The organism is Exiguobacterium sp. s163 (assembly GCF_018617135.1).
Lineage (GTDB): Bacteria > Bacillota > Bacilli > Exiguobacteriales > Exiguobacteriaceae > Exiguobacterium > Exiguobacterium profundum.
In genome coordinates, this window is sequence record NZ_JACSJN010000001.1 from 479,001 (window position 1) to 503,848 (window position 24,848).

A 24,848-nucleotide genomic window follows, 5' to 3' on the forward strand; every position below is an offset into this window, starting at 1 on the left:
CGACTGCCTAAGCAGTCGGATCTTTTTTTAGGATGCGGGCTCGACTTTCTCAATCCCTGCTTTGATAGTTTGTACCGAGGCGTCAAACTTCTGTTGTTCTTCGTTCGTCAATTCAATCTCGATGATCTTACGAATGCCGCTTCGGTCAATTAAGGCCGGTACGCCAATATGCACGTCACTCGCCCCGTACTCGCCGTCTAGGTGAGCGCCAATCGTCACGACGGAGTTTTCATTTCGGACGATGGCCCGGATGATGCGAAGCAAGCCTACCCCAATCGCATAATAGGCGGCGTTCTTATGCTCGATGATCTGGTAAGCAGCGTCGCGTACGTCCGCATAGATCGCTTCTAAGTCTTCGAACTGATATTTCTCGTTCTCCGCCAATAGTTCATCGATACTCTTCCCATAGATGCGTGCGTTGTTCCATGCGACAAAGCCCGTATCCCCATGTTCACCCATATAGTAGGCGTGGCAGTTTCGTGGCGATAGTTCGAAATAGTCTCCAAGTTTGTAACGGAGTCGTGCTGTATCGAGGACCGTCCCTGAACCAATGACGCGTTCTTTTGGTAAACCCGATGCTTTCCAGGCGACGTGTGCCATCACATCGACCGGGTTCGTCGCGACGACTAAAATGCCGTCGAACCCGCTCTTCATCAAGTCTTCGGTCACGGTGCGGACGACCTTGGCGTTTTGCTCGACGAGGTCCATCCGTGTCTGCCCAAGTTTTTGTGCGGCTCCTGCCGTGATGACGACGATATCTGCGTCTTTACAATCCGAGTAGTCGCCTGCCCAAATCCGGACCGGTGTCGGAGCGAATGAGATCCCATGATTGAGGTCCATCGCCTCTCCTTCTGCCTTGGCATGATTCGAGTCGATCAGGACGAGCTCCTCGCAAAGCGCAGCCGTGGATAATTGGTAAGCAAAACTGACCCCGACCCAACCGGCACCGATGACGGCGATGCGAGTGATATCTTTCGGGTCAATATCATCTTTATGCGGAATACGTGTCATGTAAAACCTTCCTTTCTATGATTCATTCTCTTTTTTAGCATACCCGACTCTTCCATCTTTAACGACAAAAGCTGCATGAAAAATACGTGATTCCGTTATATATCTTATTTCGATTCAAAGATTCCGGTATTCCGGACATAACCGAAAATCTGAATTGTCTCACTTTCCAAGATGAACGGAATTTTTTCTCTTTCCAAAATCGAAATGAGTTCAGTGGACAGATCACAAACATCTGGGTCAAGAATCACTCCCTTATAGAGCAGTACGCTTGGTCGCAAACGAATCCATTCGATGGACCGTAAAGGGGACTCCAGCCAGATTTCATCCCACTCTCCCCACAATATTTCATACTCGGACAACGAGTCGCTAGGAAACAACGTATCCTCCCCTAAGTATTTTATTTGATATGGCGGCGCATAAGTCAACTCTTCAGAGACAGCTCGATTGAGACGCTTCCATTTTGTCTCGTTCATCACCGATGTCAATTGTTGTCTCTCTATGTATTGGAGTTCTTCTCGTCGATTCAAGCTGTTGAACCTCCTATCATAAGCTCTAATTTTTCAATCGTTCGTAACACGTCTTTACGGTTCTGCTTGCTTTTCATCCAAGCGGGTAATCGACTTTCGAGACTACGGTTCGTTCCCTCGCTCGTCCGAATCTTCGCCTCAATATAATCCTTAATATAGTTGAGGTGTTCACGGTTGTAAGCCCATAACACATGACCACAATAACCTGTTTGTAAAAATAGCGGCAAACCAAAATGAACATCGATTGGTTCTCCGACGTATTTCGAACCGCTCTCCTTTGTTTGCAAATGACCGCAATGAAGACAGCTTAGGCGTACCTCATCATTCCTCTCCCACACATCAGCCTGTCTCCCGCAACTCGGGCAAATAACAAGCATGGGATTCATAAATGAATATATGTCTCGGCCCTCTAATAAAAATCGATGGGTCACGTTATCGCCTCCTTATTTCATTATACAAAAAACCAGCGAAGCAAAGCTCCGCTGGTTTTGAAGTCACGATTATCCAATCGAACCTTCCATCTCGAATTTATTTATTTGCACTATATATAGAAGGAAATAGTTTTGTTTTATCGCTTATTTTATAGATTTTTGATGTTTTAGTTTGTATTGATTTGTATAGTTTGTTTCAGTTTTGAGGGCTGAACTGAGGGCTGAGAGGGTTGAATCGTTTCGCCGTTTTACGCTGCGGGTATAGGAGCACAACACGTCACCTGTTTGCGGCACGGGGAGGCACTAAATATGCAACTGGCAATCATCGGGTCGAAGGAAGAAATCATGGAAGTGATGCGATATATCGAAGGGATGAGGGTAATCCAGAAGGGCGAGCAAGTGGTCCGGGCGGAAGTAGTCACACGCACGGAGGAACGGTTGCAGTTAAGATTCGAAGACATCCCTTCCAATACGACGAAGACCGGTTGAGCTCTCAGATGAGGGCTTTTTATTGTATCATTTTTTGTCACAATAACCTTTCACAAATCGGACGGTTGCCGGATGAATCGGACAAGACGTATGCTCGATATGAGGTGAAGATATGACTGGGACAAAACGACCGTTCTTATTATATGAAGACACTTTTAATTTCATCTATTCCCGATTAGTAACGGCTACTCTCGATCCACTTGTTACATTCCGAGTCATCGAGGTGCATCCAAGAAAAATGCGTTACCTCTGTGAAGTGACGAGTCGGGGATCCACGTGGTGGCAATGGATATACTTACATCACAGCCACGGGCGTAAGATGTATGCGAAACCAAAAGTGAAACGCAAAAAAGACCCCACTCTCATTTGAGGTGGGGTTTCGTGCGTCATACGCCTTTCGCATTAACAATATTTCCATCGAGGTCGACCGTCGTTTTGTCGTCGGGTTGTATCCAAGCGCCAGAGGCCTTAGCATGACTGAATGATTGTTTATAGCCACGTTGTCCCGATGCATCAACTTTAAACACATCCATCGGGTTCAAGGTAGAATCGCGCCCAGCCTTCCAAATGTTCGAGGAACGTGAAAGAGTCGGGCTGTATTGCGGATAATTGATGTCCGTATCAATCTCGATATGCAGGTGGGCAGAGCCACCGTATTTTCCAGTCGAACCATAGTCAGCAACCTTCGTGTCTTCTGGCGCAACGATATCCCCCACTTTCACGAAAGTCTTGGCCAAGTGCGCCATACGGACGACGAGGCGACGAGCCCCCTTCTTCGGTCCATAGTGTACATCGACAGGATTGACGCTGACAGCTATGACGGAAACGCCCATAAGGGTGTCCGAACCAACAGCGATTACTTTCATCTTGAACGGTGCGTAGACGGCAGTATCCTTACGTTTCAAGTCCGCCATGTCGATACCAAAGTGTTCGAAGCCCATTTTCTGACGATAAAGCGCATTTTTGTAACCTGCGGTGATCCGTGCGTTGTTGATCGGTAAAATCGCTTTCTCAGTCATTTGTCTTCCTCCTTCGTTGCGATGACTTCTTTCTCAGCCAGGTCTACATCAATTGGAACCTGACGGCTAACGGGTGTGACCTGTTCCGTCTCTGGTGCGACATCCTGTGCAATACGATCGACTGTCGAATCAGGCTTATCTCCTTGTAACTGCGCGAGGACATCGACTAATTGTTGCGGAAGTGGAACACCTAGAAGTGCACAGTTCTCTGTGACTGATAAACCTTCTCGAGCGATATAGTAATAGATAACAAGTGTACGCAGAACAGGCATCGAGTTATTCAACATCTCGTCTGCGAGAACAGCAACAATGATTACAAAAAAGACAACACCCTTCCGGATGCCGCCCCAAAACATAACATCGCTATTCAGTTTTTTATGTTTAGCTGCGGCAAGAAATCCTGTCACATAATCTATGACGATGAGTGTGACAAGCAGTTTAATCGCCACATCCCATCCTCCTAATAGAGCGGTGACGCTCGTCGCGATTATGGCGACGGCTCCCTCTGCGAATTGCTGTGTGCGCATAAATGACCTCCTCATATAATGATTGGGTCACTTTCTGTGTTGTCTGCATATATGTGACCCTCCTGACTTGATATTGTTTTCTTATCTACGTAGTTCGATTGCGCTCTGCTTGATACTCCGTTTGACCACGTTGATTAGTGTTGGCTGTGATTCGTTAAACGTTACTTCGACTGCTTTTCCGCTTGCTGAATACGATTCCCGGATGACTGTGATACGTGCATCCATCGTGATTCCCCAATCGTCATTGCGTGTGGTGACCATGTCGCCTAAATCGTAGTCTTCTTTATAGACAAACGGCGACTTCTGAAGCACTTCACCTTCCATGAATTCTTCTTGGTCGTATTCGGCTAGGTTCTGATTTCCTCGAGCGATTAAATCATTGATGACATCTTGTTCTGGGCGCGGCACTGGATCGTTTGGCGTTTCTGAATTGCCGTCATCTTCCGGCGTGACTTCTTCCGCAATGTCTCGAGCATCGACGAAGATTTCATGCCGATTGATTCCGCTTGTTGCACCGACCTCGACGACACGCCGTTCAATCCCTTCACCCTGTCCGGCGACGTACGCCGTATTCTTATAGTTCAATTCGCTCTCGGTGTAAGACAGCTGCTTCAAACTATTAAACTTTGGACTAAAGATGACCGGCGGCAACGTGTTCTGATTAACGGTCAAGTCCCGTCCTTCCAGTACGTCAAAAATGAATCGTTGTGCAGCGGTATCAAGTCGGACGTTCCACCCTAGACCGGACACTAACGACAATTCACTAAGTTCATCCGCCAGATTCTTAAATCGAGTCTGATAGATGGTTTGTGGTCCTTTGCCTTCGTTCGTGGATTGTGCAAGATTCGGGATGATGCGATCACTGTCAGTCGGTGAAATGGCGTTCCGCTCGACATAACCGCGCATGATCGTCTCGACATTCGCATTGACGTAATCGTATGCCTTATCAACCGGCGGCATCGTGATTCGCTGTGCAAGCAATCCTTTGAGCGAAACTGCCTTAATGATCCAGTTCTCTGAAACCTTGCCGCGCTCGTTCACTTCGATTTCTCGGTGCTTGATGATATAGGGCTTGTCCTTCTCCGCTCCTGGGAAGATAATGCGACCTTTGATCAGTTCGTTTGCGTACTTCATATGACGATTTATCTTCAATTGGCATGTTCCGATGCCGCCCCAACTACTCTCGATTAGCAGCGATTCATAGTTATCGATTTCCGCGACGAGTTGAAAATCGGTCGTGATGATCCGAATCGGGATTCTCATATGGCGTGCAAACCTCCCTACTTACAATTAAAGAGGACGCATTATGCGCCCTCTCGATCTTTACTCTCCCCCGGTCGTTAGACCGAGTAAATTGTCATTTTATCAGTCACTCTGCATCAAATACCAAGTCTGGTTTCTTCGATACAATTTCTGCGACAACTAACTCTCGATCTTCTGCTGTAATCACATAAGAGTCGATAATGTCGTTCATCGTCCGCTCTCCACGCTCGTAACGAGTAATACACGCATTTGCCAAAATACGAATTTTAAACATTGCCATCGCCATTTTACATACCTCCAAATAAGATTTCTGACAGTGCCATTTCTAAATCTTTCGTGCGTGAATCTAATGTTTCAAATTCACTAGGCGGAATATCTTCTAAGACAGGTTTGTACGGCGTTGAGGTTACATCTACCCCGGAAATTTGTTTGCCCTCAGGTACATTTACCTCGATAAATTGTATGCCGCCTTGAGGCATTGAATAGTCACCTGTAACCATCGAAAAAATATTACCTACATTGTCGTAAATGACTAAAGTGTTCAATTGTTTCCCTCCTTTTATGCTTCTATCAACGTATATGAATAAGCAGTAGACCCGATAGCATTTACACTGTTGAGTCTAATCGTTACAGTAGTTCCTGACTGTGAAAGGTATACATCTCGGCGCCCGTGATTTCCGTTAGAATGGGAAAAGGCAAACATTCCTCGGTTTAACTGTTTAAGGTAGGATATAACGCCTGTATAGTTGGTATCTCCGAAAAAAGCTGAAACCGAACCAACTGTAAAAGGAACGTTTGTGAAAGTAAAGTAAGAGTCGAAATCTGAATACACAGGTGTAACAGTGCCACTAAGCGTTTTCTTCCCTGTCGCAATCTGCCCAATTTTCGTCGCCAACTGTGGAAACGTGTCGCCACCACTCGCCGTCACACCTTTGTCAGTAATCGCGGTGGCGATTTGAGTCTTGCCGTTACTGACATCTGTAAAAAGTTCGTTGACCGCGTTGACGAGATTGTCTTTCGCCGTCGTATTCAAGCCCGATAAAATGCCGATTTGAGCGGACATAGCATCAAGTTCAGCATCGATTGCAGTTGTGTCGATTGCAACTTCAACGTTCCCGTTTACGTCTGGTCCGGTTCCGTTTACCGTCTGAACGAATGTGGCTCCGGCTAGACCATCGATAAAGTCTTGCCATTCCGACTCGTATTGAGGGATATTGGCAGCATACCAAGCATTCCAGTCATTTTGAAACTGTGAAGTCGGGACTGTGATCATCGAATTAACGATACCGCAAAGCTGTTCATCTAAGCGCTCGTCTGTGATATCCGCGGGATTGATTGTCGAGGTATTGGCACGAACCAAAATTTGAGCCAATGACAATTCATAAATGAAGTTATCACGCTGCAATTCCGGTGGTACTGGCGCTGCATCCGCAACCCCTGATTTCACAAACACTTTGATGAATCGGTTTTGGTTTCGGAGATCCAGGCGTAACACGACCCGGTCAATGCGGTTGTTCGTTACCTCTGGCAAATCATGCAGCAAGTATTCGTCCGCATCGTTCTCGTATGCAAAACCCTTAATGAGCGCTTTACCGGTTTCGACATAAGACCGCATGTCTGTCCCGTCTGATTGCACTCGCAATCCGATTTGGTTATCGAGTGAGAATAAGCCGCTCGTCAGCACGTTCCCGAAATAACGGGCAAAGTCCGATGCTTGATGCAACCGCTCGTCACCAGGCGCCGAGTTGAAGAAATAGTATTTTTGAGCCATGATGTCACTCCTTTACAATGCGTTATAGCGATTTTGATAATAGAAATTGACGACCGCGCCTTGAATGTCACTGTCAGCTGTATAGGTAAGATAGTTCTCACCGACTTGTAATTTAAAAAACGTCGAATCTAAATCGATCCAGTTGAATACGTTCCGTTCGACACCTTCAGCATCGATAAACACGACGCTCTTTTCTCCATCCGCGGTATTGATCCGCATGACTTCTTCCAATCCGAGCGTTTGATTCACTTGAATAAACTCGCCTGTCGTCTCGTTGATGACTTTTGGATTTTCCGCCGGTCCGTAAAACTCGATGATGAGCGGTGTCGGCGTATCCCCATCATTGATGATTAACCGTTCGTCCCGACTGATACCCATTTGAAATTCTCCCGAAAAAGGAAACTGAAACAATGGCTCGAATGTCGGTTCGCCTTCGATGCCTTCTGTCTTCCAGTACGGATCGTGAGCAATCAAGTCGAGCAACGCAATCTGGAATTGGCTGCCGCGGTTTTCATTACCGCTCGGGAAGTTTGGAACGTGCGTCGGTGTCGCTTCAATGACTCGAACGATGTCGCCATATTGATATCGAAGCGTACCAGGACCAAGTTTCGGACTGAATACGCGTGATAATTGCGTACGGTATTGCGAGATTTCTGTATCGTTACGCCCCTTGATGGTGACGTTAAATGAAATGTCCCGTTCGTTCATGACGGCATCGATAAACGTTGAACCATCTTGGAACGGTGCTTTTTGAGACTGGATGTCTGCACTGACCTCTCCCAGTCCTTCAATGTTGTTAATCATAAAAGGCGAACCGAGCCGGAAGGTGATCGATTCGCCCGAACTATTTGTAAATGTCATCCGTTTCAAATCTTACACCCCCCATTCGGCCGCTAGACGCCGTTGCTCTTGTCGCTGCGCTCTTTGGATCTCGACCGGATTAGCCGATGGAGAATACACGTTGATGACAGCGCTATTGTTGTAATTTCGTGTTGAAGTGCTTGACGGTACCGCACTGCTCATTTGGCTCGAGGATGCGACGCGCGCAAGAGATTGTGCCGCTTTTGCGACAACGCCCATGTTACCTTCGATACCGATTGCGACACCGGCAGGAATCATCTTCCCGACCTCGTCGCGCATCAAGCGTGAAGGTGACTTGATTTTGAGTGCTGACTTAATCGTTTTCTCGACCGCTGCCGCGAGTGCTTGCGCTTCGTCGAGCAAAGGACCTTTCATTGCCTTCATGCCTTCGATCATGCCTTTAATGGCATTCTTACCGGCGTTCTGCATTCCTGGTGTGAGTTCACCCATTGCCTTCACGGTTGCTGTTTTGAGCGCGTTGATCTGTTTCAGCCATTCGTTCTTGTAAGACAAGACCGTTTGTTCTGCTTTCTTGCGCTCCGCTTCAATCTTGCGAGCAAGTTCCGCTCTTTCCTCAACCATTTCTTTGGATGCTTGTACTGCCGCGATACGCGCTTTCTCGTCATATAGACGTTGATACTCGGCTAACTGGGCATCGTTGAGAGACGCCAATGCCGCAATCTCTGCCGCCGCTTTTGGTCCTTGATTCTCCAACTCTTCCAATAGCGATTGGCTTAGTCCGCGACCTTTGAGCGCATTGATTGATGTCGCATACTGTTTGAGCGCATCGACCTGCGTTCCGAGGTTGGCAATCAGCTTTTCTCCAGAAACGTCCGTTTTTGGTGTGATTTCGTCGAAAATTGAAGCGAAATTGATTAATTCTGCTTTTCGTGCTGCCAGTTCCTTTTTGTACTCTTCCGTCAAGGCCTTCTCGGTCGCTTTCAGTTGGTCGCGTGTCGCTCGAACTTTCGCAACGTAATCGTCATTGAGTTTGTCGAGTTTCGCATAGAAGTCAGCCGCAATTTTCGCTTCAGCTGCGGATTCTTTTGCTTTCGCCTGTGTTGCCGCGTAAATCTCTGATTGGACTTTACGAGTTTGTTCAGACGTCAATTTATGTTGGGCATCGATGCGTTTCAATGCGGCAATGTACTGATCAGCATTGATTTTATTCGTGTCGAATTTCACTTCAGCATTCTTGATTGCGTCTGACACTGATTTCGCCATTGCTTTGGCTTGGGCTTCCGCCTTCTTCGAAGATTTGCTGATACCGTTCGCAAAACCTTCGCCGGTCCACTCCCCATATTGAGTCGTGACCTTCGATGGTGAGTTGATATCCATTGCGCCTTTAATCGCACCTTTTACCTTCTCTGCAAGTTCGGATGCCGCTTTTCTAACGTCTTCAAACTTGTTACGGATCCCGTTGACCAAACCTTGTACGATATCGCGTCCGACGGAAGATAAATCAATATTCGTGAGGAACGATTTTGCATTGTTCCATTTTGTTTCGATGCTCGATTTGACTTCATCCATTTTGTTACTGACCGCGGTTTTCATCTCATTGAATTTATTGGATGCCGCTTCTTTCATTTCTGATGCTTTTTTAGAAGTCTGCGAAGAGATGTAGTCCCATCCGGTTTTCGCATACGAACGGATTTCGTCCATTTTGTTACCGATGTCGGTTTTCATGACCTGCCATTTCGTCTTGATTTGGCCAGTCTCCCAGTTGACCTTGTCAACGTGTTCCGTAGCTTGTGCCTGGGCTTCCGCTACGACTTTATCGTGCGTTTCTTCAGCGTTTTTGATTGTGCCGTCACGTTGTTTCTTGGCTTCAGCAATCAACTTGTTCGCTTGGTCAGCACTGATTGTTTTAGATTCATCACGCATTCGGATGATTTCCGCGACTGATTTTGTATACTGGTCGTTGGCTTCCTTCACGACCTCGTCTTTTTGCTTCTTCGAGTTTTTGACGACGGCAGCTGCTTGCTCCGCACTGATCTTCGTTGCTTCCGTCTTCAGCTTCTCAAGAATCGCTTTCTGCTCGGCCTCGCTTTCCGACATAACTTTGACCGCTTGGACCTTCATCGATTCCTGGATCTTGTTGATTTCGGTTTTCTCGGCTTCGGTGATCGCACGTTTTTGTTCTTTTGCTGTATTGAGGATTTCCGCAATTCGCGCTTGCCCTTCCGTCACTTTTTGTTGCTGCTCTTCCTGTGACGTCTGGACGTTTTGGACGATCTTCGCTTCTTCCTCTTTCGACAACACGTTCGATTGAGCAAAGAACGTTTTCGTTTGCTCGAGTTGAGCAGCGTGATCGGTTTGCATCTCGGTTAAGATCTGATCACCCATTTGCGAATACGTCTGGATCAACTGGCTCGCCATTTCACCGGTTACGGTCTGTTGGCTCCATGACAATTGATTAAGCGCAACGGTCGCTTGTTCATCCAACTCGAGATAAGCACCGACCGCTTTTTGCGTACTCTCTGACACTTTGTCACCGAATATCTCGGCTTCCAGTGCCGGTTTCTTCATTTCTTGCGCGACTTTATATGCTCCGATTCCAAGAGCGCCAAGCGCGAGGACAGTCAAACCGATAGGACCGGTGAGCGCCGTGAAGACCGCTCCGAGTGCCGCAGCTGCTCCACCTGCTGCCGCAATTGCTCCACTGATTGCACCAAACGCCGTCATCAAACTACCGATTGCCGATGCAATTGCACCGAACGCAATCAAGAGTGGCCCGATAGCAGCTGAAATCCCTGCCAATACGAGCGTTGTCTTTTGTGCTTCTGGACTTAGATTCGTGAACCATTCCGCCAGTTTTTGAAGTTTTTCAGCGAGCGCAAGGACAGTTGGTGCGAGTGCATTCCCAACGGTGATTTTAAGTGTCTCGAGAGATCCGCCCAATTCTTCAAGAGAACCTTTCAAGTTCTCTTTCATTGTCTTCGCTGTCTTGGCTGATGCCCCTTCACTGTTTTCAAGTGCCGTGGTCATCTTATCAATTTCGGATGGTCCTGCCTTCATGAGCGCGAGGAATCCAGATGATGCTTCCGTACCGACAAGTGCTGCGAGCGTTGCTGTCTTCTGTGTATCGGTCATACCCTTCATCGAGTCGTTTAGATTCTTAATGACGCCTTCGATCCCGACAAATTTCCCGTTCGCATCGGTCATCGAAATACCGAGTGCATCCATCTTCTTAGAGTTTTCTTCAGATGGTTTCAGTAACGCGAGCAAACCGGCACGCAATGCAGTACCGGCTGATGATCCGTCTAGTCCTGCATCGGTCATGATCCCGATGGACGCTGATAGTTCTTCCATCGATACACCGAGGTTTGCCGCGACTGGACCTGCATATTTTAACGCGTAGGACATGTCGTTGATGTCCGCAGCTGATTGGTTGGCGGTCTGTGCCAAGATATCCGCGACGCGAGTTGATTCAGATGCTTCCAGACCGAAAATATTGAGCGCTGACGCCATTGTTTCGGCAGTCAATGCCATATCTGCCCCGGATGCTTCTGCCGCGCTGATAACGCCCGGCATAGCCGAAAGAATATCGTTCGCGGTGAATCCGAGTGCAGCCAAGTTCTCTTGCGCAATAGCGACTTCACTTGCTGATTTCGAAGAAGAAGCACCGAGATCAAGCGCGGATTGTCTCAACTTTTCAAGTTCATCACTCGTTGCGCCCGAAATCGCGCCCACACGCGACATTTGCCCTTCAAAGTCTGCCGCTGTCTTAACCGATGCCACTCCGACCGCGAGAAGCGGTGCAGTCAATCCGAGCGCGAGGGATTGCCCGACGTTTCGCATCCCTTGACCGACTCCCTGCAAACGAGTGCTGACGTTCGACATCTTTTCTTGCAACTGAATCCATTTAGACGAAGACTGCGCTAATTCGGCTTGTTGCCGCTCGAGTTCACTTGTCACGCCTTTTAGTTCTGCTTCCGTCCGGTTAAATTGTGAGACGGCGCGGTTTAATGACTGGGCTAGGCGTTGCGTTTGCTCGCTGTATTGACCAGTCTCCGCGGCACTCCGCTCATAGGCATCACGTAATTGTTTTACTTTCGCTTCTTGGACCGACAATGTACGACCAAGCGCATTTTGTTTCTGGGACAATCCTTCGATTGAGTTTCCCCAGGCACTTCCCTTTGCCTTCATTGCAGCAAGTTCCGCACCGAGTGTCTTCAATGATCGGTTGATACCCGAGACGGACGTATTAAACTGACTGTCTTCAAGTGACAGCGATACCGATAATTTTCCGATTTCCTGTGTCATATGCTCACCACCTTATAACCATGATGCTTGTTCGGCGTACACGATTTTGTCTGTTTGGTGGAATTCGCCGATTTTGGTTTTGACATCTTTTTTCGGTTCTTTCCATCCGTTAAACTCTCGATGCTTATCCCATAACGCCAAAATCTTGCGTGGCGTCATCTTCCAAACTTCTTCTTCGCGTCTATTCAAATGGACCGTACCGATATAGATGTAAAAGTCGAAATCAATTACCCCTTTTGTTTCGCCTTCGGTTCCACCGGTGTCTTTCCCTCAACTTCTTCCGGCGTCGAAAGTCCGATTGCTTCGGTGAGCGCTTCGATGACATGCGGAAGGTTTGTCATCGTGATCATTCGCCCGACTTGCTCGACCGTCAATTCTGGATCATCTTCTTTTAATGCAGCATGCATGACCATACGAATCACTTTGAAATCTTGGTCGGTCATGGCTTTCGAAAATACTTCGATGACGTCACCGTATTCATCTTGAACATCAACTAAAACATTCAGCGTGAAGAGCATTTGACGTTCTTTATCGAGCATAATTTTTACCGGTCTGTCTTTGACGTTGTTCATTCCAAGAACACTCCTTTTAAGTAAAAAATGTAATCAAATTAAAAAGGGGATTGACCGTCAATCCCCTTGTTTTTTGCATTTATAGCTCTATCCTATAATCTTTTTGTAAACTGAGTTAAGGTGCGACCGGTGTTGGTTTGTAAGGTGCATCATACCAACCAGTAACAACGGCTGCATCTGCATCGACATCTGCTGTGTCGAGGTGTGCGCGCCAGTCTCCGTTCTCCACCGCAAGGAATCGTGCTGAAATTGTCGGCGTTTGGAATTCAACCGATTCACCTTTTGTAGTGGCTTCCGTTGCAGGTGGGTTGAACTTCCCTTTGTAGTAGACATACAACTTTTTCGTTCCGTCTTCTTTCGGAAGTTCGAACATGATTGCGACATATGGTGACACGTCATTGACGTTGTCGATAATGACACCGTCTGCATTCTTTGTGACACCCATCAACAATTCATAATGCTCTGGCGCGAGATCCGCAACGTTCAATTCAACTTCGATTCCACTTAATGAAGTTGCTTCAGCGATTGCACGATCATCACCGTAAAGTGTCGCTGTCTCCCAGTTCGGTGTCACGTTCGCTTCAATTGCCGGCGCAAGTTTGACCGGCGCCGCGTAAGTCATCAATGCTTCGTCTGTCAATAGTGCTGCGTATAGGTTTTTTAACCCGATTGTTGCCATGTGTGTTCGCTCCTTTTATGGTGTGTAGAAATACCGAATGACTTTATGAAACGTCTTCGTGTCTTCCTCATACAAATCGTATTTGTTGTTACGCCGGAATCCGGCTTCTTTCATTCTTGCTTCAACTTCACTGATGACAAGATCGGCGTTCGTTTTGTGATAAATGGAGATTTGGACGCTATGCTGCGCCTTTATTTCTTCATCGTCTGCGAATAAAACGCCGTTCTCGTTATATTGCATAAACACGATGTACGTTGGTTCTTCACCTTCGTACACCATGAAATCTACTGGCACGCCGATAGGTTCTAAGGTTGAAATGATTAAAGGGTTTAAACTCATAGATTCAACGCCCTTCGTACCTCTTGACCAATCACGCGCATGATTTGGTTTTGTTCGCTTTCGTACGTTCGAGCCACGACTGGATTTGGTGCGGTTGGACCGAATTTAACGGTTCGTGTCACGCCGTTTTTATCGACGTATTTTGCTGAACCGCCCGACCGTCCAAACTCGACCAAGTGAGCGTGTGGCACTTTACCGGTGTGAACGATATACCGTTTGCCGCGTTTCGTGACGACAATACCACGTTTATAAACGCCGTCGTCCACTGGGACTTCAGCTTCTAGCTTTGCTTTCAGATATTCTGCACCGGCTTTCAGCGCTCGTTCTTCAATCTTCTTGTTACCAAGTTCAGCGATCTGCCGGCGAATCTGTTCCAAACCATCGATTTCAACTTCCATGATTGGCATCCCTCCGCAAACACACTAACTCAATCGTTTCACCTTTCTCGTAAGTGCGTAGGATTTCATACCGCTCGTCTTCATGATCCAGGAAGCGTTGACCGCCATACTCGACCAGTCGGACTTCAAAGACCTTATCAACCGTGAATCCGGCTTGGGCCGCTCGGTAAAACTCTCCACTTCCTGCGCTCGTCCGGTTGGCGAAAATGTCTGGTCCTGGTGTGTAGATATCTGCCGGATAGCCGGAAGCATCTTTGCCGTTCACGACATTGACCAACTGAATGACGTCACTCCACCGTCTCAATGTAATCACCTGCTAACGTTAAGTGACGTTTGAGCGAATCGTATGAAGATGCATAGCGCTCGTAATCGGGATTGTCTAACCCAAAATGCGCTTTGCAATAGACGGTGATCGCACGTTCGATTAGCTCGTCGCTGTCGTCATTGACCTTGTCAGATCGGACACCGGATAACTGTAAATCAAGACGTGCTGCACCGATTAGACTTTCAATTTCACTATCAAATGCGGTGTTGGTGATGCGTAGCGCCAACTTTACAGCTGCGAGCATTACGCATCATCTCCATCCTTTTTCTGACGACCACGTTTTGCCTTTGGTTTTTCTCCCTCTGGCGCTTGTTCCGGCGGTGCTTCGATAACCACTTCCGGCACTTTTTCTGGTTCTTTATCCTGCTGTTTGTCATCGTCTGAATCTGGTTTTTCCTCTACGGCTTCTAAAAAGCCAAGAGCGCTCAATTCAACCAAGCGCTCTTGATCTCCTTCGTAGAGTTCACCAACATGAAAACGTTGACCGTCTGACGTTCGATCACGAAACGCCTTGATTACTTTGCGTCCAGCCATGTTGCTGCCACCCCTTTACGATTGATTAAACTGATGCTTCTTCGACACGCACGAACGCTTCTGGCAATGCCGGCTTACCGTCCGCAACTGCAAGTCCGCGGTAAACGACTTTACCAGAATAGAAACCGGCTTCGCTTGATTTCTCGATGCCAGGCGCTTGCGAGAAGTTCATGAAGTAGTAGTCGAGATCTCCGAGCAACACTTCACCATCTGGCATGTAATCGTCCATTACGACTGGGTAGCCGAGGATAGACATTGCTGCTTGGTCTTGTGCGTTGTAAGCGAAGATTGGCGAACCGTCTGTCGTCTTGATCTTACGAACATCACCAAACAATGTTTTGCGGTTCATGACGAATACAGCGCTTGGATGGTACATCGTCGGAAGCAAAGCGAGCGCATCCATGAATGTATCGTAATCAAGTTTTTCACCTGCGGCGTATTCCACTTTGTTTGCAGAAGTCCAAGTGATACCGTTAAGAATTCCAGTCGGTTGGTTAGATCCTGCACCGGCTCCGTTAAGGATTGCATTTTCGATTGCGATTGCCATCTGGCGACCGATTTCAGCAGCAATGTATGTTTCGAACGCATCGATTGTCATTGTAGAAGCAGCTGCCGAGATTTCAACGAGTTTGATCAACTCGTAACCGGTGAGCGTGACAGATGAAATTGTGTCATCCTGTGCCGTACCATTTGTGCCTTCAGCTTTCCATTGAGCCGCGTTTTTCGCGTTGGCTACTGGTAATGTGACGTTACCTGAAATGTATGAAACGCTGATACGTGAGAATAAAACTGACGTCTGGCGAAGTTTGTCAATGATGCGGTTAAGCGTTGTAGTCGGTACCGCTGCGCCTGCGCTGTTAGCGGCAGTTGTGAGTGCGCGCGACTCCACGTCTGATAGTGGTTTGCCTTGCAAGTTTTTAAGGTAAGCTGAACGGTATTCAGAAGATGCTAAGAGTTCTTCTGGTGTCATGTCTGTGAAGTTCAATCCGCGTTCCTCCTTCGGTTTTTGGAACGAACGTTGTTCGCTCATTGATTTTTTCAATTCTTCCGCGCGTTGGCGTTTCTCTTCAATTTTCGTTTCTTCGTCCTGAAGATCGCGCAACTCTTTCTCGACTGATTCGAAGTCAAAGTCCTCTTGTCCCTCGAGCATCGAGCGAATCTCCGTTTTACGATCTTGAATCTCTTTTAAGCGTTGTTCCCAGTTCATGTTGTTACCCCTCTCATGGATCAAATAGTTTTATAGATAAGTCTGAAGTAATAGCTTCTTGCGCTTCGAGCGCTGTTCTTGCTCTTGCTTGTATTGTTGGTATGGATCTGACTCGCTTCGTGCTTGCACTTCACTGTCTGGGTAGGCAGGGAACGCGACCGCACTGATTTCGAACAAATCCGCTTGCGAAATCGTCCGCAATACATTGTCTGGGTCTGATTCGTCCCATTCTTCTTTCTTCATGCGGAAACCAAATGAAACGCCGTCTACGTCACCACGCTTGATGCTTTCGTACGTATCGTTTCCGAGTGTCGTATTTGGCAAGTCCAATTCAAACCGCAACCCGATATTGTCTTCATAGAGTCGAAGCGTTCCGTTCTTGGTCCGCCCTAACACTTTCGAAATATCGTGTGACCATAAATAGCGCTGATCGTCCTTCGTGAGTGAGTCGGCGAAAGCACCGCGTTTGAATTGTTCTTTAAAGCGTCTAAACCAACCCATCGGTTGCGATTTCATTTCCCATTTAACTGCGTAGCCCGATAGCGTGCGTTTCCCGTCGTCTTCCTCACGAATTTCAAGAGGATCCGTTGTCAGTAGTTCACGCGTCTCCGTCATCGGCGGTTGTTTTTGTTTCGTCATCCGTCTCACCCCCTTTCCCGGCTTTCGGGACACCTTGATAATTGTTTGCTTGTGATGCATCCACGACGTTGAGCGTTTGAATGCGTTTGTCCCCGTCCTCTACTGGTGAAAGGTTGAAGATTTCGCGCGCTTCGTTCAACGTAAATAGACCTAGTGGCATCAAATCGCGCACTAAGCTGATTTTTGTGGTGGCACTCGCATATTGTAGGCGGTTGGCTTCGAAGATGATTTCATGTCCGCGTGTGAGCGAGTTCTTACTAAAGAGTTTTGCCGTGAATTCCAATGACAATTGAATCGCAATCGGCTCTAAGACCGATTCATAGAACGCATTCCACTGATCTTCCGTGTAATCGCTCTGTACGATGGATGCATTGATGTTGAAATACTTATAAACTTTCGCTTCAATGATTTCCATTTGTTTTGAATCGACCATCATTGGGTTGGTCTTCAATTCCTGGTACTCGGCTTTTGCATCCAGTGCAGCAATACCACCGTTGTTTTCCATCGACATGTAATCTTTCACAAATGCGTCACGTTGCGCCTTGATGTCTTCTGGCTTCAGCATCGATTGCGTAAATTTAATCAAACCACGTAAGTACGCGGATGATTTGACTGCGTTTATGATGCCTTCATTTGACGTGTGAATGAGTTCTGTCGTCGGTAGCAACGTCCGGGCATTGCTTTCACCGAACATGTCATCTTTATTGAAGTGTTTCCGTAGATGGATCACGTCCGTATACGGCACAACGAGTTTTTTTCCACTGGCGAGTGAGAAATGCACGAACACTTCATCGTCCTGCGTTTCCATAAACTCGACCATCGAAAAATCAATCGGATAGAATGACGTCGGCTTTCCAGTCGCGTCCCGAACGATGAGCGCGAAGGCATTGTTTTGCAATTCGCGTTGCGTGACCATCTTATACAGGAAGTCATAGGCATTCATCATTTCATTTGGGCGGTGTGACAGTAACCAATTTTCACTCGAGTTCGCTGACGTAATGCCGGCATCGGTTCGGATGATATGTTTTGCGGTCAATTTGGCTGCGTTTGATGCAATGGCGTGAACTGCGCTTCGGACGACATCCGAGTGATAGAGATTGTCCGGCGCCGGCGTAAAAACCGGTGTAAATCCGCTCATGAGTTGCATCCGTGTCTGTTCATTGGTCCGCTGTACTGCTGATTTGTAACGACCGAAAAAGCGATCAAAGATTGTCCGTTTTTCCAATTTCTCACCCCCCTTCCCTTACAGCATGCTTCTGTAATTCTCGTAATTTTGATGTAGGACGACATAAGCAATCAAGAGCGATACCATTCCATCAATCCGTTGACGCTGCGACACGCCTTTGACTGGTCGAATGTTTCCGTTCTCGTCCGTTTTCACGCTCGTATTGGTCAGACACCACTTTAAAATCGGGTTATTGTTGTAAATGACCTGGTTCATCCGAAACTCTGATTCGAGTTCTTTCATAGGCGTGCTTAACGTCTTGTAACCTTGTCGTACCTCGACCATGTCGAACCCGGTATCTTTCATCTCGAGCGTCCAATATTGAGCGTTCCAACTATCAAAGCCGACAAAGAGCGGTCGAATGTCGTACTCGTTGATCATCTTGATAAACCATTGCGTCACTTGCGTGTAATCGACTCGAGCACCTTCCGTAACGGTCAACAAGCCGCGGTCGCGCCACTTGTCATAAGGTATCTTGTCGTCGATGATGCGTTTTTCAAGTCCCTCTTCAGGTAAAAAGTATTGCTGAATGACGTACTTCGTTTCGCTGCCTGGCTTCATGAGAATCAGCGTGGCGCACGTCAAATCGGTCGTACTCGATAAGTCAGCACCACCAATTGCATATGAACCGCGAACGTCCTCAAGATCGAACGTGGTTTCGTTATTGATTTCGTCATATCCGAGCCATGCGCCAGCGACCGTTTCACGAACGTTGAAATCTTTCGTGAGGATTCCGGGCAAATCTTTCGGGTTGTTCTTGGCGCGCTCGACCTGCTCGGTTATAAATTCAATCTTTTTGATGGATCCAAGCCCGGGATTCGCTTTCTTCCAGCACTTCCAGTCCGACCATTCTTTCTTGTCGTCCAGTTCGTAAAGAACCGGCAAAAACCGTTCGTCCTTGATCACACCGTCTGCGACCTTAGCTGCATATTCGTACATGTCATCATAAATCGATTCTCGAACGGTACCCGCTGTGGTGATCATCACGAGTAACGGTTGATTACGTGCTGACATCCCCTGTTTAAGGACCTCATACAAGTTCCGATCCTTAATTGCGTGTAATTCATCGATGACGGCAAGATGTAAGTTCAAACCATCAAGCGTATTCGAGTCAGATGAAAGAGGGTTCATCGTTGAAAATGTGAGTGGAAAGTAAATGTCGCTCTTACGCTTCTTCAGATGCTTGGATAGGTACGGCGATTGCCGGACCATGTTCACGCATTCGTTAAAAACGATTGCCGCTTGATCTCGCTTGGTGGCGGCCGACACGACTTGCGCACCACCCTCGCCGTCAGCGATTTGCATATAGAGCATGATTCCTGACAAGAGCGTGGACTTACCGTTTTTCCGAGCGACCAAAAAGAATGTTTCTTTGAAGCGTCGTACGCCGGTCAGTTTATGGACAAATCCGAAGAGTGCAGCAATGAATGCTTTTTGGAATAGATCTAGTTCAACATCTCGGCCCATCCACTCACCTTTCGAGTGCTTGCAAAACTGTTCGATAAATTCAATCGGTTTATCCGCTCTCGATTCGTCGTAAATCCATTCGCTGTCCGGGTCGGGGTTACGAATCTCTTCCGCGAGTTTCAAATAAATCTTTTTGACCCGATTCGAAGTAATCTCTTTACCGCTTTTCAGCTTGTCGGCATACTCTAAAATCCAGTTAGTCATAACTGATTACTTCTTTTTCAGGAAGGCGAGGAGTTGATCTTCCTCCGTTGATTCAATCGCCTTCGGTTTCGGTACCAAGTCGCTCAACTGCTTCATGATCGACTGATAGTTTTTGTTCAGCGTGTTATATAACCGAGCCACCGGACGTTCGCGCTCGTATGGTTCAGTTTTTTCGGACTGGCTGAAGAATTCAACGAATCCTCGCTCGTCCAGATCCGCCTCCATGTCCTCGAGTGACACACGCATAAAAGCCGCTCGGTGAATCAGACTATCAACAGTCGTCTTCACATCGGGCGGCATATCTTTATAAATCTTTTTGATGCGATTGTACTCTTTTCGAACGCGTTTTTTCTTCTCTTCGCGCTCTTCTTCCGACATTCCGTTAAGATTCAAGCTGATTCACCTCACTTTTGGGGGAGGGGGGTCATACGCAACCCTTTCCGAGGTTTTTGAAGCCCCCACTTCGGTGGGTCCGGCAGCCCCTTTTCTGTTCGAACCGGGGGGATTAGATATTTTGAAATTCTTTATGATGTTTCTTTTCTGCTTCTAACCTTGCGCTTAATGCTTCTTCATAAGAAGAATGATAACCCAAATGAATGTGTTTGCCTTTGACAGTGATGCTTGCACAAAACTGTTTATTAAGATTCGGTCGAACCTTAATACCACGCTTGCTACTCTTCCTGTTCCAACAGTTCTCGACATGATCGCATATCCTTAAATTAGATTTACGATTATCCAACTTATTAAGGTTGATGTGATCAATCTCTTTATCATCAATTGGATTCATTAAGTGTCTATGCATGTAGATAGTTGTTCCATTGTTACCGCATCGAACATAACCATTCGAATGCAATGACCATTTCATTTGCTTAACATTGTCAACATCATCTAAGTCAATGATTGCTCTAGCAACTTCAACGCCTTTGATATTCCTTAGCACTACCTCTGCATATGTGTCATGGATATCTATATCGTTAGGATCGTGGATAGAATGTTTCTTGGTCACACACCCTGTCTTGCGATACTCGTCATAGTGTTTGCGGCAATACCCTTTACCACTGGCATTAGGTTTATTGCTGCACCATTCTGCTTTGCATCTATCCATTGCCAACAGTCCTCTCGATCAAGTTACCTTCATCATCAAACATAACGTCCGCTCTCGTCACACCACTCTTAGCAAACGTCTTAGTGTTGTGACATGGTGTGCAAAGATATTGTAAGTTCTCATGATTGAGCGTGATGTTAGGATCATTGATGTTCTCACTGTTAATCTCAACGATGTGGTCAACGATATAACCTGGCTTACCGCACTTTTCACATAATCCAAATACTGATTGAATGTAAGATGCTCGGCACTTCTTCCAAGCACTGGACCAATAGAATTTCTTGGCCGCTACTGTATGCTTCAGTAATCTCACCACCTTTGCCATATAAAAAAGCCACCGAATCCGCTCGGTGGCTTGATGTTTCGTTCTCACGACCTGAGAACTATTAAGTTTTAAGAGTGAACTGAGAGAAGACGCAATTACTTGCGGCGTGTATGCGACCCTCTACGACCCAATTATCACACGCTTTTCTAAGGATGGAGTATCAAATGCGTATCATATCCGTATCAAATGTGTATCACAATTATTTGATTAATAAATTATCTCCTCTCTATCTATCGAGAAAAAATTCCTCATATTTGCCTCACAGAGTGCAAAAATTCTAATTATTTCCTTGAATCGATACTATCCATTTATTTATCTGATATTATCAAATTAGTATCAATAACATATTTCGGAGGAGGAATTATTTTGGAGGCTATTTCAGGAGTCCCCCCTTTAAAGATGTCATTTCATTTGAACACTATTTCCCACTTAGGATCACAATTATATAATTCGGTACCTCCAGCAATTGCTGAACTATTGTCGAATTCTTATGATGCTGATGCTTCTCTAGTAAAAATCATCATCGATAGAGATAATAAACAAATCTCGGTAATAGACAACGGGCATGGAATGTCTTACGAAGAATTAAATAATTCCTATTTAGTAGTAGGAAGGAACCGACGTCAGCAAAATAGGGGCTTTTCTAAATCTGGAAACAGAAAAGTTACGGGAAGAAAGGGTTTAGGTAAATTAGCGATATTTGGAATCGCCGACAGTATAGAAGTTATAACAGTATGTAATGGTTTGAAAAATGGCTTTGCTATGGATCATCATGAAATAATGAACTCTGATGACTCATCTGATTCATCTCAGCTAAACACTTATAATCCTAAAGTGACTATTTTGAATCAAACTACTGAGGAAGAAAATGGGACATCAATTATCATTAAATCGATCAGACTTGCAAGCATTACATCGGCTAAGGATTTGGCTCACAGTCTTTCAAATAGATTCAACTTTTTTGATGATTCATTTTCTACAGTGATTTTTGATTCTAGACTCGATGAAGGGAGTATCGAGGTAACCAATGAACTTCATCTTGATAGAATTAATAGAGAGCTCACTCTTCGATTTCCAGAAGATTTCGTTTGTGAAACCAGCTCTACTAACATAGACGCATTCAGAAGATTGTCTAGTAAAGGTGTCACAGGTACTATTATAACTTCTGCCTCTCCGTTACAAAAAATAAATCAAGGATTTGTCATTTACTCTAGAAACAAACTTACTCAAGAGAGAGGGTTTTTCAACGAGCGTTCCAACGACCACTTTAATAATTATGCCACTGGATACTTTCATATCGACTATATAGACGATGGTGACGCAGACTTTATTTCTACAGGTCGTACATCTATTTTTTGGGAACAAAATGATGATTTGCAACTATTAAAATCAGACTTAAATAGTGTTGTTTCCTTTGCACAACGGAAATGGCGAGAAACAAGAACGAATAACAGACTCACTGAAATAGAAGGAAACTTGGGTCAAGATTTTTGGAGAGGAGTTACCGGATTCGAAAAAAACATCTTAGAGAAAATTAAAAAATCTATTTCTCGAGATGTGGTTTCCGAGCAATCTTCAGCCTTCTTTACCGACTTAATGATAACCATTAAGTCTCAACTTAAATTTGAAGCGTTTCGAGATTATATTAGTGAAATCGATGAGGCCGAACTAAATGTTGAAGAAATTCAGAAGTTAAGTGTTGATTGGAATCTTATAGAGACAAAAGAATTAGCAAAAATTGCTTCTGGCAGAATTTCAACTATCAATAAGCTGAAAGAGTTTGTTCAAACTGACGCTTCTGAAACAAAGGTCATTCAACCTTTTTTCGAGCTGTTCCCTTGGATTCTCGATCCGAGAATGTCTGTATTCAAGCGCGAGGTTACTTTTAAAAGATTGCTTCAAGAAAAGTATCCAAATGAAGAGCTGGAAGAGAGCAATAAGAGAATTGATTTCTTGTGCTCAAGTGCAAACGGGGTAGTTCACATAATCGAGCTTAAAAGACCAAATGTAAAAATAACCACAAATCAATTATTACAAGCACAATCATATCGTGCTTTCCTTAAAAAAATTCATCCTGAAATTCAAGAACTGAAAACATTTTTAATTTCAAATAGAATAGACATGGATTATCAGGCGATCGACATGGCTGAAAGTTTCGCTTCCGGTCCTAGTCCAGTAATAGTTAAATCTTATAATCAATTAATTGAAGAATGTCAACGCTACCATTCCGAATTCATTGAAGTACTGGATAAATTAGAAGATTCCCAACAATCAGATAGCAAAGAGTCGGAAGATTAATAAAAATAAAGAACTAGTCAGAATCACTCATCTGACTAGTTCTTTAATAGTATTTGCAATTTTCTGAGATAAATATGGAGGTACAGCATTACCAATTTGAACAAAAGCTGCTGTTCTTGAGGTTTCAAAATAAAAGTCATCTGGAAAGGTTTGTATCCTTGCCGCTTCCCTTACCGTGATCGACCTATTTTGAGACTCATCATAGTGAATATAATAATGACCATCTTTTGAAATGTGAGCAACCACTGTATGAGATATTGATTTACCATCTAGTGCTTTATAACGATCTAAAAAAGAATGGTTATTTTTATGAGTTTTTAAATCTTCTGGTAACTCATTGTATTTAATTAGTTTACCTTTTTTCCTATTATTACTCACAATTTTATAAATAGCTAAGTCATTACTATTCTGAGGTCTTGCCTTATGATAAGTCAAAAGGTCCCATCCGCTCTCCCTCAACCTTAAACGATTACCGATTGAATTATCACTTACTTTATTATCTAAATATGTGTCAGCTTCTTCGTTTGGAAATATTTTAGGTAAATCTGAGAACAACGTTTCCAATGTAACAGGCTCTTCTTTTTTTGTTTCTAATTTTTCAAAGAATTTCACGTTCGATTTGCATCCAAAAATGAAGAGTCGTTCCCTTGATTGAGGAACCCCGTATTCAGCAGCATTAATAATTTTCATCGAAACTGAATAACCAACACTCTCAAAATCTGAAATAATTTTTTCAAGTAAAATATCATTAAACTGATCTTTAAATGATAATAATCCTTTGACATTTTCAAACAAGAAGAAATCAGGAGTATATCTAATTAGAAATTGAATATAGAGTTTATATAGATATATCCTATCATCTTTATCTTTCTTCAAACTATTCATCGGTCTACCGATTGTAGAATAGGCTTGGCAAGGGGGACCTCCAATAATTCCAGAAATTGATTTAGCACCTTTAAGTTCGTCAATCTTCCCAAAGATACTATCTAATGTATCTAGGTTAATTTCATCACAAATAACAGAGTCACTATTAAAACCAAGATTCTTGGCTTTATCAAGAAAAAGATTTCTTGATAAATTTCCTTGTACATAGCTTTTATAGTAGTGTTCTTTGTTCATTTTTTTTAGAAATTTATAAGCTAGTCTTGTTTCTAATGTTTTACATGCATTTTTATCTTTTTCTACATGAGCAATTATTTCATAACCTTCTTTGGAGAACCCTTCTGTAAGACCACCAGCTCCAGAAAAGAGATCTATTATGTTCATAGTATCCCTCCTAATATAATTTCTATAATACCATAATTGTAAACCACTGAAGTATTCATATTTTACCAACTACTCAAGCATTGAGTTTGATTGCATGAAC

Annotated in this window: 29 protein-coding genes; 2 read left to right on the top strand and 27 right to left on the bottom strand. The window is 45.0% G+C overall.

All coding sequences use genetic code 11. The features are described 5' to 3' along the window. Nucleotides 1–27 precede the first annotated feature (27 nt). The 3 genes from KNO71_RS02475 to KNO71_RS02485 all read right to left on the bottom strand — a co-directional run bounded on the left by KNO71_RS02475 (nt 28) and on the right by KNO71_RS02485 (nt 1,876). Complete coding sequence (locus KNO71_RS02475) at nt 28–1,011, bottom strand: L-lactate dehydrogenase (protein ID WP_214683903.1); 984 nt, start codon at nt 1,009–1,011, stop codon at nt 28–30. A gap of 104 nt (nt 1,012–1,115) precedes the next feature. After that, nucleotides 1,116–1,538: a DUF6678 family protein gene (locus KNO71_RS02480; RefSeq protein ID WP_251025524.1), complete on the bottom strand. Its 423-nt coding sequence runs from the start codon at nt 1,536–1,538 to the stop codon at nt 1,116–1,118. Then, nucleotides 1,535–1,876: a hypothetical protein gene (locus tag KNO71_RS02485; RefSeq protein ID WP_214687080.1), complete on the bottom strand. Its 342-nt coding sequence runs from the start codon at nt 1,874–1,876 to the stop codon at nt 1,535–1,537. Before KNO71_RS02485 ends, KNO71_RS02480 begins: the two co-directional genes overlap by 4 nt. Before the next feature lie 402 nt (nt 1,877–2,278). Here KNO71_RS02485 and KNO71_RS02490 point away from each other — a divergent pair, with 402 nt between their 5' ends. After that, nucleotides 2,279–2,458 (top strand): hypothetical protein, encoded by a 180-nt coding sequence (locus tag KNO71_RS02490; protein ID WP_214687082.1) that lies wholly within the window; start codon nt 2,279–2,281, stop codon nt 2,456–2,458. Nucleotides 2,459–2,844: 386 nt separating this feature from the next. On the opposite strand, the gene KNO71_RS02495 is transcribed toward KNO71_RS02490, so the two are convergent. From KNO71_RS02495 to KNO71_RS02605, 23 genes are all read right to left on the bottom strand, one after another. Next, nucleotides 2,845–3,477, bottom strand: a complete 633-nt coding sequence (locus KNO71_RS02495; protein ID WP_214687084.1) for a M23 family metallopeptidase — start codon at nt 3,475–3,477, stop codon at nt 2,845–2,847. Continuing rightward, complete coding sequence (locus KNO71_RS02500; protein WP_214687086.1) at nt 3,474–4,004, bottom strand: phage holin family protein; 531 nt, start codon at nt 4,002–4,004, stop codon at nt 3,474–3,476. The genes KNO71_RS02495 and KNO71_RS02500 overlap by 4 nt, the downstream gene beginning before the upstream one ends. Nucleotides 4,005–4,085: 81 nt before the next feature. After that, nucleotides 4,086–5,267: a siphovirus ReqiPepy6 Gp37-like family protein gene (locus tag KNO71_RS02505; protein ID WP_214687088.1), complete on the bottom strand. Its 1,182-nt coding sequence runs from the start codon at nt 5,265–5,267 to the stop codon at nt 4,086–4,088. Nucleotides 5,268–5,373: 106 nt separating this feature from the next. Continuing rightward, nucleotides 5,374–5,553 (bottom strand): hypothetical protein, encoded by a 180-nt coding sequence (locus tag KNO71_RS02510; protein WP_214687090.1) that lies wholly within the window; start codon nt 5,551–5,553, stop codon nt 5,374–5,376. Nucleotide 5,554: 1 nt separating this feature from the next. Next, complete coding sequence (locus KNO71_RS02515; protein WP_214687091.1) at nt 5,555–5,812, bottom strand: hypothetical protein; 258 nt, start codon at nt 5,810–5,812, stop codon at nt 5,555–5,557. Between the two features lie 14 nt (nt 5,813–5,826). After that, a complete protein-coding gene (locus KNO71_RS02520) occupies nt 5,827–7,038 on the bottom strand; it encodes a hypothetical protein (RefSeq protein WP_214687093.1) in 1,212 nt (403 codons plus the stop codon). 12 nt (nt 7,039–7,050) lie between these two features. Further along, entirely contained in the window at nt 7,051–7,899 is an 849-nt protein-coding gene (locus tag KNO71_RS02525; protein ID WP_251031942.1) for a phage distal tail protein, read from the bottom strand. A gap of 12 nt (nt 7,900–7,911) precedes the next feature. Then, on the bottom strand, nt 7,912–12,165 hold the full coding sequence (locus KNO71_RS02530; protein ID WP_214687095.1) for a phage tail tape measure protein: 4,254 nt from the start codon (nt 12,163–12,165) through the stop codon (nt 7,912–7,914). A gap of 12 nt (nt 12,166–12,177) precedes the next feature. Continuing rightward, on the bottom strand, nt 12,178–12,324 hold the full coding sequence (locus KNO71_RS02535) for a hypothetical protein (RefSeq protein ID WP_214687097.1): 147 nt from the start codon (nt 12,322–12,324) through the stop codon (nt 12,178–12,180). A 68-nt stretch (nt 12,325–12,392) separates the two neighbouring features. Beyond that, nucleotides 12,393–12,737 carry a hypothetical protein gene (locus tag KNO71_RS02540; protein ID WP_214687099.1) on the bottom strand — a complete coding sequence of 115 codons (345 nt, stop codon included), beginning with the start codon at nt 12,735–12,737 and terminating at the stop codon, nt 12,393–12,395. Between the two features lie 115 nt (nt 12,738–12,852). Beyond that, nucleotides 12,853–13,416: a major tail protein gene (locus KNO71_RS02545; protein ID WP_214687101.1), complete on the bottom strand. Its 564-nt coding sequence runs from the start codon at nt 13,414–13,416 to the stop codon at nt 12,853–12,855. A 15-nt stretch (nt 13,417–13,431) separates the two neighbouring features. Beyond that, nucleotides 13,432–13,755, bottom strand: a complete 324-nt coding sequence (locus KNO71_RS02550; protein ID WP_214687103.1) for a hypothetical protein — start codon at nt 13,753–13,755, stop codon at nt 13,432–13,434. Then, on the bottom strand, nt 13,752–14,153 hold the full coding sequence (locus tag KNO71_RS02555; RefSeq protein ID WP_214687104.1) for an HK97-gp10 family putative phage morphogenesis protein: 402 nt from the start codon (nt 14,151–14,153) through the stop codon (nt 13,752–13,754). Before KNO71_RS02555 ends, KNO71_RS02550 begins: the two co-directional genes overlap by 4 nt. Beyond that, nucleotides 14,143–14,457 carry a hypothetical protein gene (locus KNO71_RS02560; protein ID WP_214687106.1) on the bottom strand — a complete coding sequence of 105 codons (315 nt, stop codon included), beginning with the start codon at nt 14,455–14,457 and terminating at the stop codon, nt 14,143–14,145. The genes KNO71_RS02555 and KNO71_RS02560 overlap by 11 nt, the downstream gene beginning before the upstream one ends. Then, nucleotides 14,441–14,722 carry a head-tail connector protein gene (locus KNO71_RS02565; RefSeq protein WP_214687107.1) on the bottom strand — a complete coding sequence of 94 codons (282 nt, stop codon included), beginning with the start codon at nt 14,720–14,722 and terminating at the stop codon, nt 14,441–14,443. Before KNO71_RS02565 ends, KNO71_RS02560 begins: the two co-directional genes overlap by 17 nt. After that, nucleotides 14,722–15,012: a hypothetical protein gene (locus KNO71_RS02570; RefSeq protein WP_214687108.1), complete on the bottom strand. Its 291-nt coding sequence runs from the start codon at nt 15,010–15,012 to the stop codon at nt 14,722–14,724. Before KNO71_RS02570 ends, KNO71_RS02565 begins: the two co-directional genes overlap by 1 nt. Before the next feature lie 25 nt (nt 15,013–15,037). Next, nucleotides 15,038–16,219 carry a phage major capsid protein gene (locus tag KNO71_RS02575; protein WP_214687109.1) on the bottom strand — a complete coding sequence of 394 codons (1,182 nt, stop codon included), beginning with the start codon at nt 16,217–16,219 and terminating at the stop codon, nt 15,038–15,040. A 30-nt stretch (nt 16,220–16,249) separates the two neighbouring features. Next, nucleotides 16,250–16,858 (bottom strand): HK97 family phage prohead protease, encoded by a 609-nt coding sequence (locus KNO71_RS02580; RefSeq protein ID WP_214687110.1) that lies wholly within the window; start codon nt 16,856–16,858, stop codon nt 16,250–16,252. Beyond that, nucleotides 16,818–18,083 carry a phage portal protein gene (locus KNO71_RS02585; RefSeq protein WP_214687111.1) on the bottom strand — a complete coding sequence of 422 codons (1,266 nt, stop codon included), beginning with the start codon at nt 18,081–18,083 and terminating at the stop codon, nt 16,818–16,820. Before KNO71_RS02585 ends, KNO71_RS02580 begins: the two co-directional genes overlap by 41 nt. Nucleotides 18,084–18,101: 18 nt before the next feature. Then, nucleotides 18,102–19,754 (bottom strand): terminase large subunit, encoded by a 1,653-nt coding sequence (locus KNO71_RS02590; RefSeq protein ID WP_214687112.1) that lies wholly within the window; start codon nt 19,752–19,754, stop codon nt 18,102–18,104. Between the two features lie 6 nt (nt 19,755–19,760). Continuing rightward, nucleotides 19,761–20,132, bottom strand: coding sequence for a hypothetical protein (locus tag KNO71_RS02595; RefSeq protein ID WP_214687719.1), 372 nt, complete (start codon nt 20,130–20,132; stop codon nt 19,761–19,763). A gap of 127 nt (nt 20,133–20,259) precedes the next feature. Continuing rightward, on the bottom strand, nt 20,260–20,859 hold the full coding sequence (locus KNO71_RS02600; RefSeq protein WP_214687114.1) for an HNH endonuclease family protein: 600 nt from the start codon (nt 20,857–20,859) through the stop codon (nt 20,260–20,262). Further along, the gene (locus KNO71_RS02605; protein ID WP_214687116.1) at nt 20,852–21,184 is read right to left on the bottom strand and encodes an HNH endonuclease; all 333 of its coding nucleotides are present in this window, start codon (nt 21,182–21,184) and stop codon (nt 20,852–20,854) included. The genes KNO71_RS02600 and KNO71_RS02605 overlap by 8 nt, the downstream gene beginning before the upstream one ends. A gap of 366 nt (nt 21,185–21,550) precedes the next feature. Between KNO71_RS02605 and KNO71_RS02610 the strand changes: the two genes are divergently transcribed. Further along, nucleotides 21,551–23,482: an ATP-binding protein gene (locus KNO71_RS02610; protein WP_214687117.1), complete on the top strand. Its 1,932-nt coding sequence runs from the start codon at nt 21,551–21,553 to the stop codon at nt 23,480–23,482. Between the two features lie 27 nt (nt 23,483–23,509). Here the strand turns inward: KNO71_RS02610 and KNO71_RS02615 are convergent, their stop codons facing one another. Beyond that, a complete protein-coding gene (locus tag KNO71_RS02615) occupies nt 23,510–24,748 on the bottom strand; it encodes a DNA cytosine methyltransferase (protein ID WP_214687118.1) in 1,239 nt (412 codons plus the stop codon). Nucleotides 24,749–24,848: the final 100 nt, after the last annotated feature.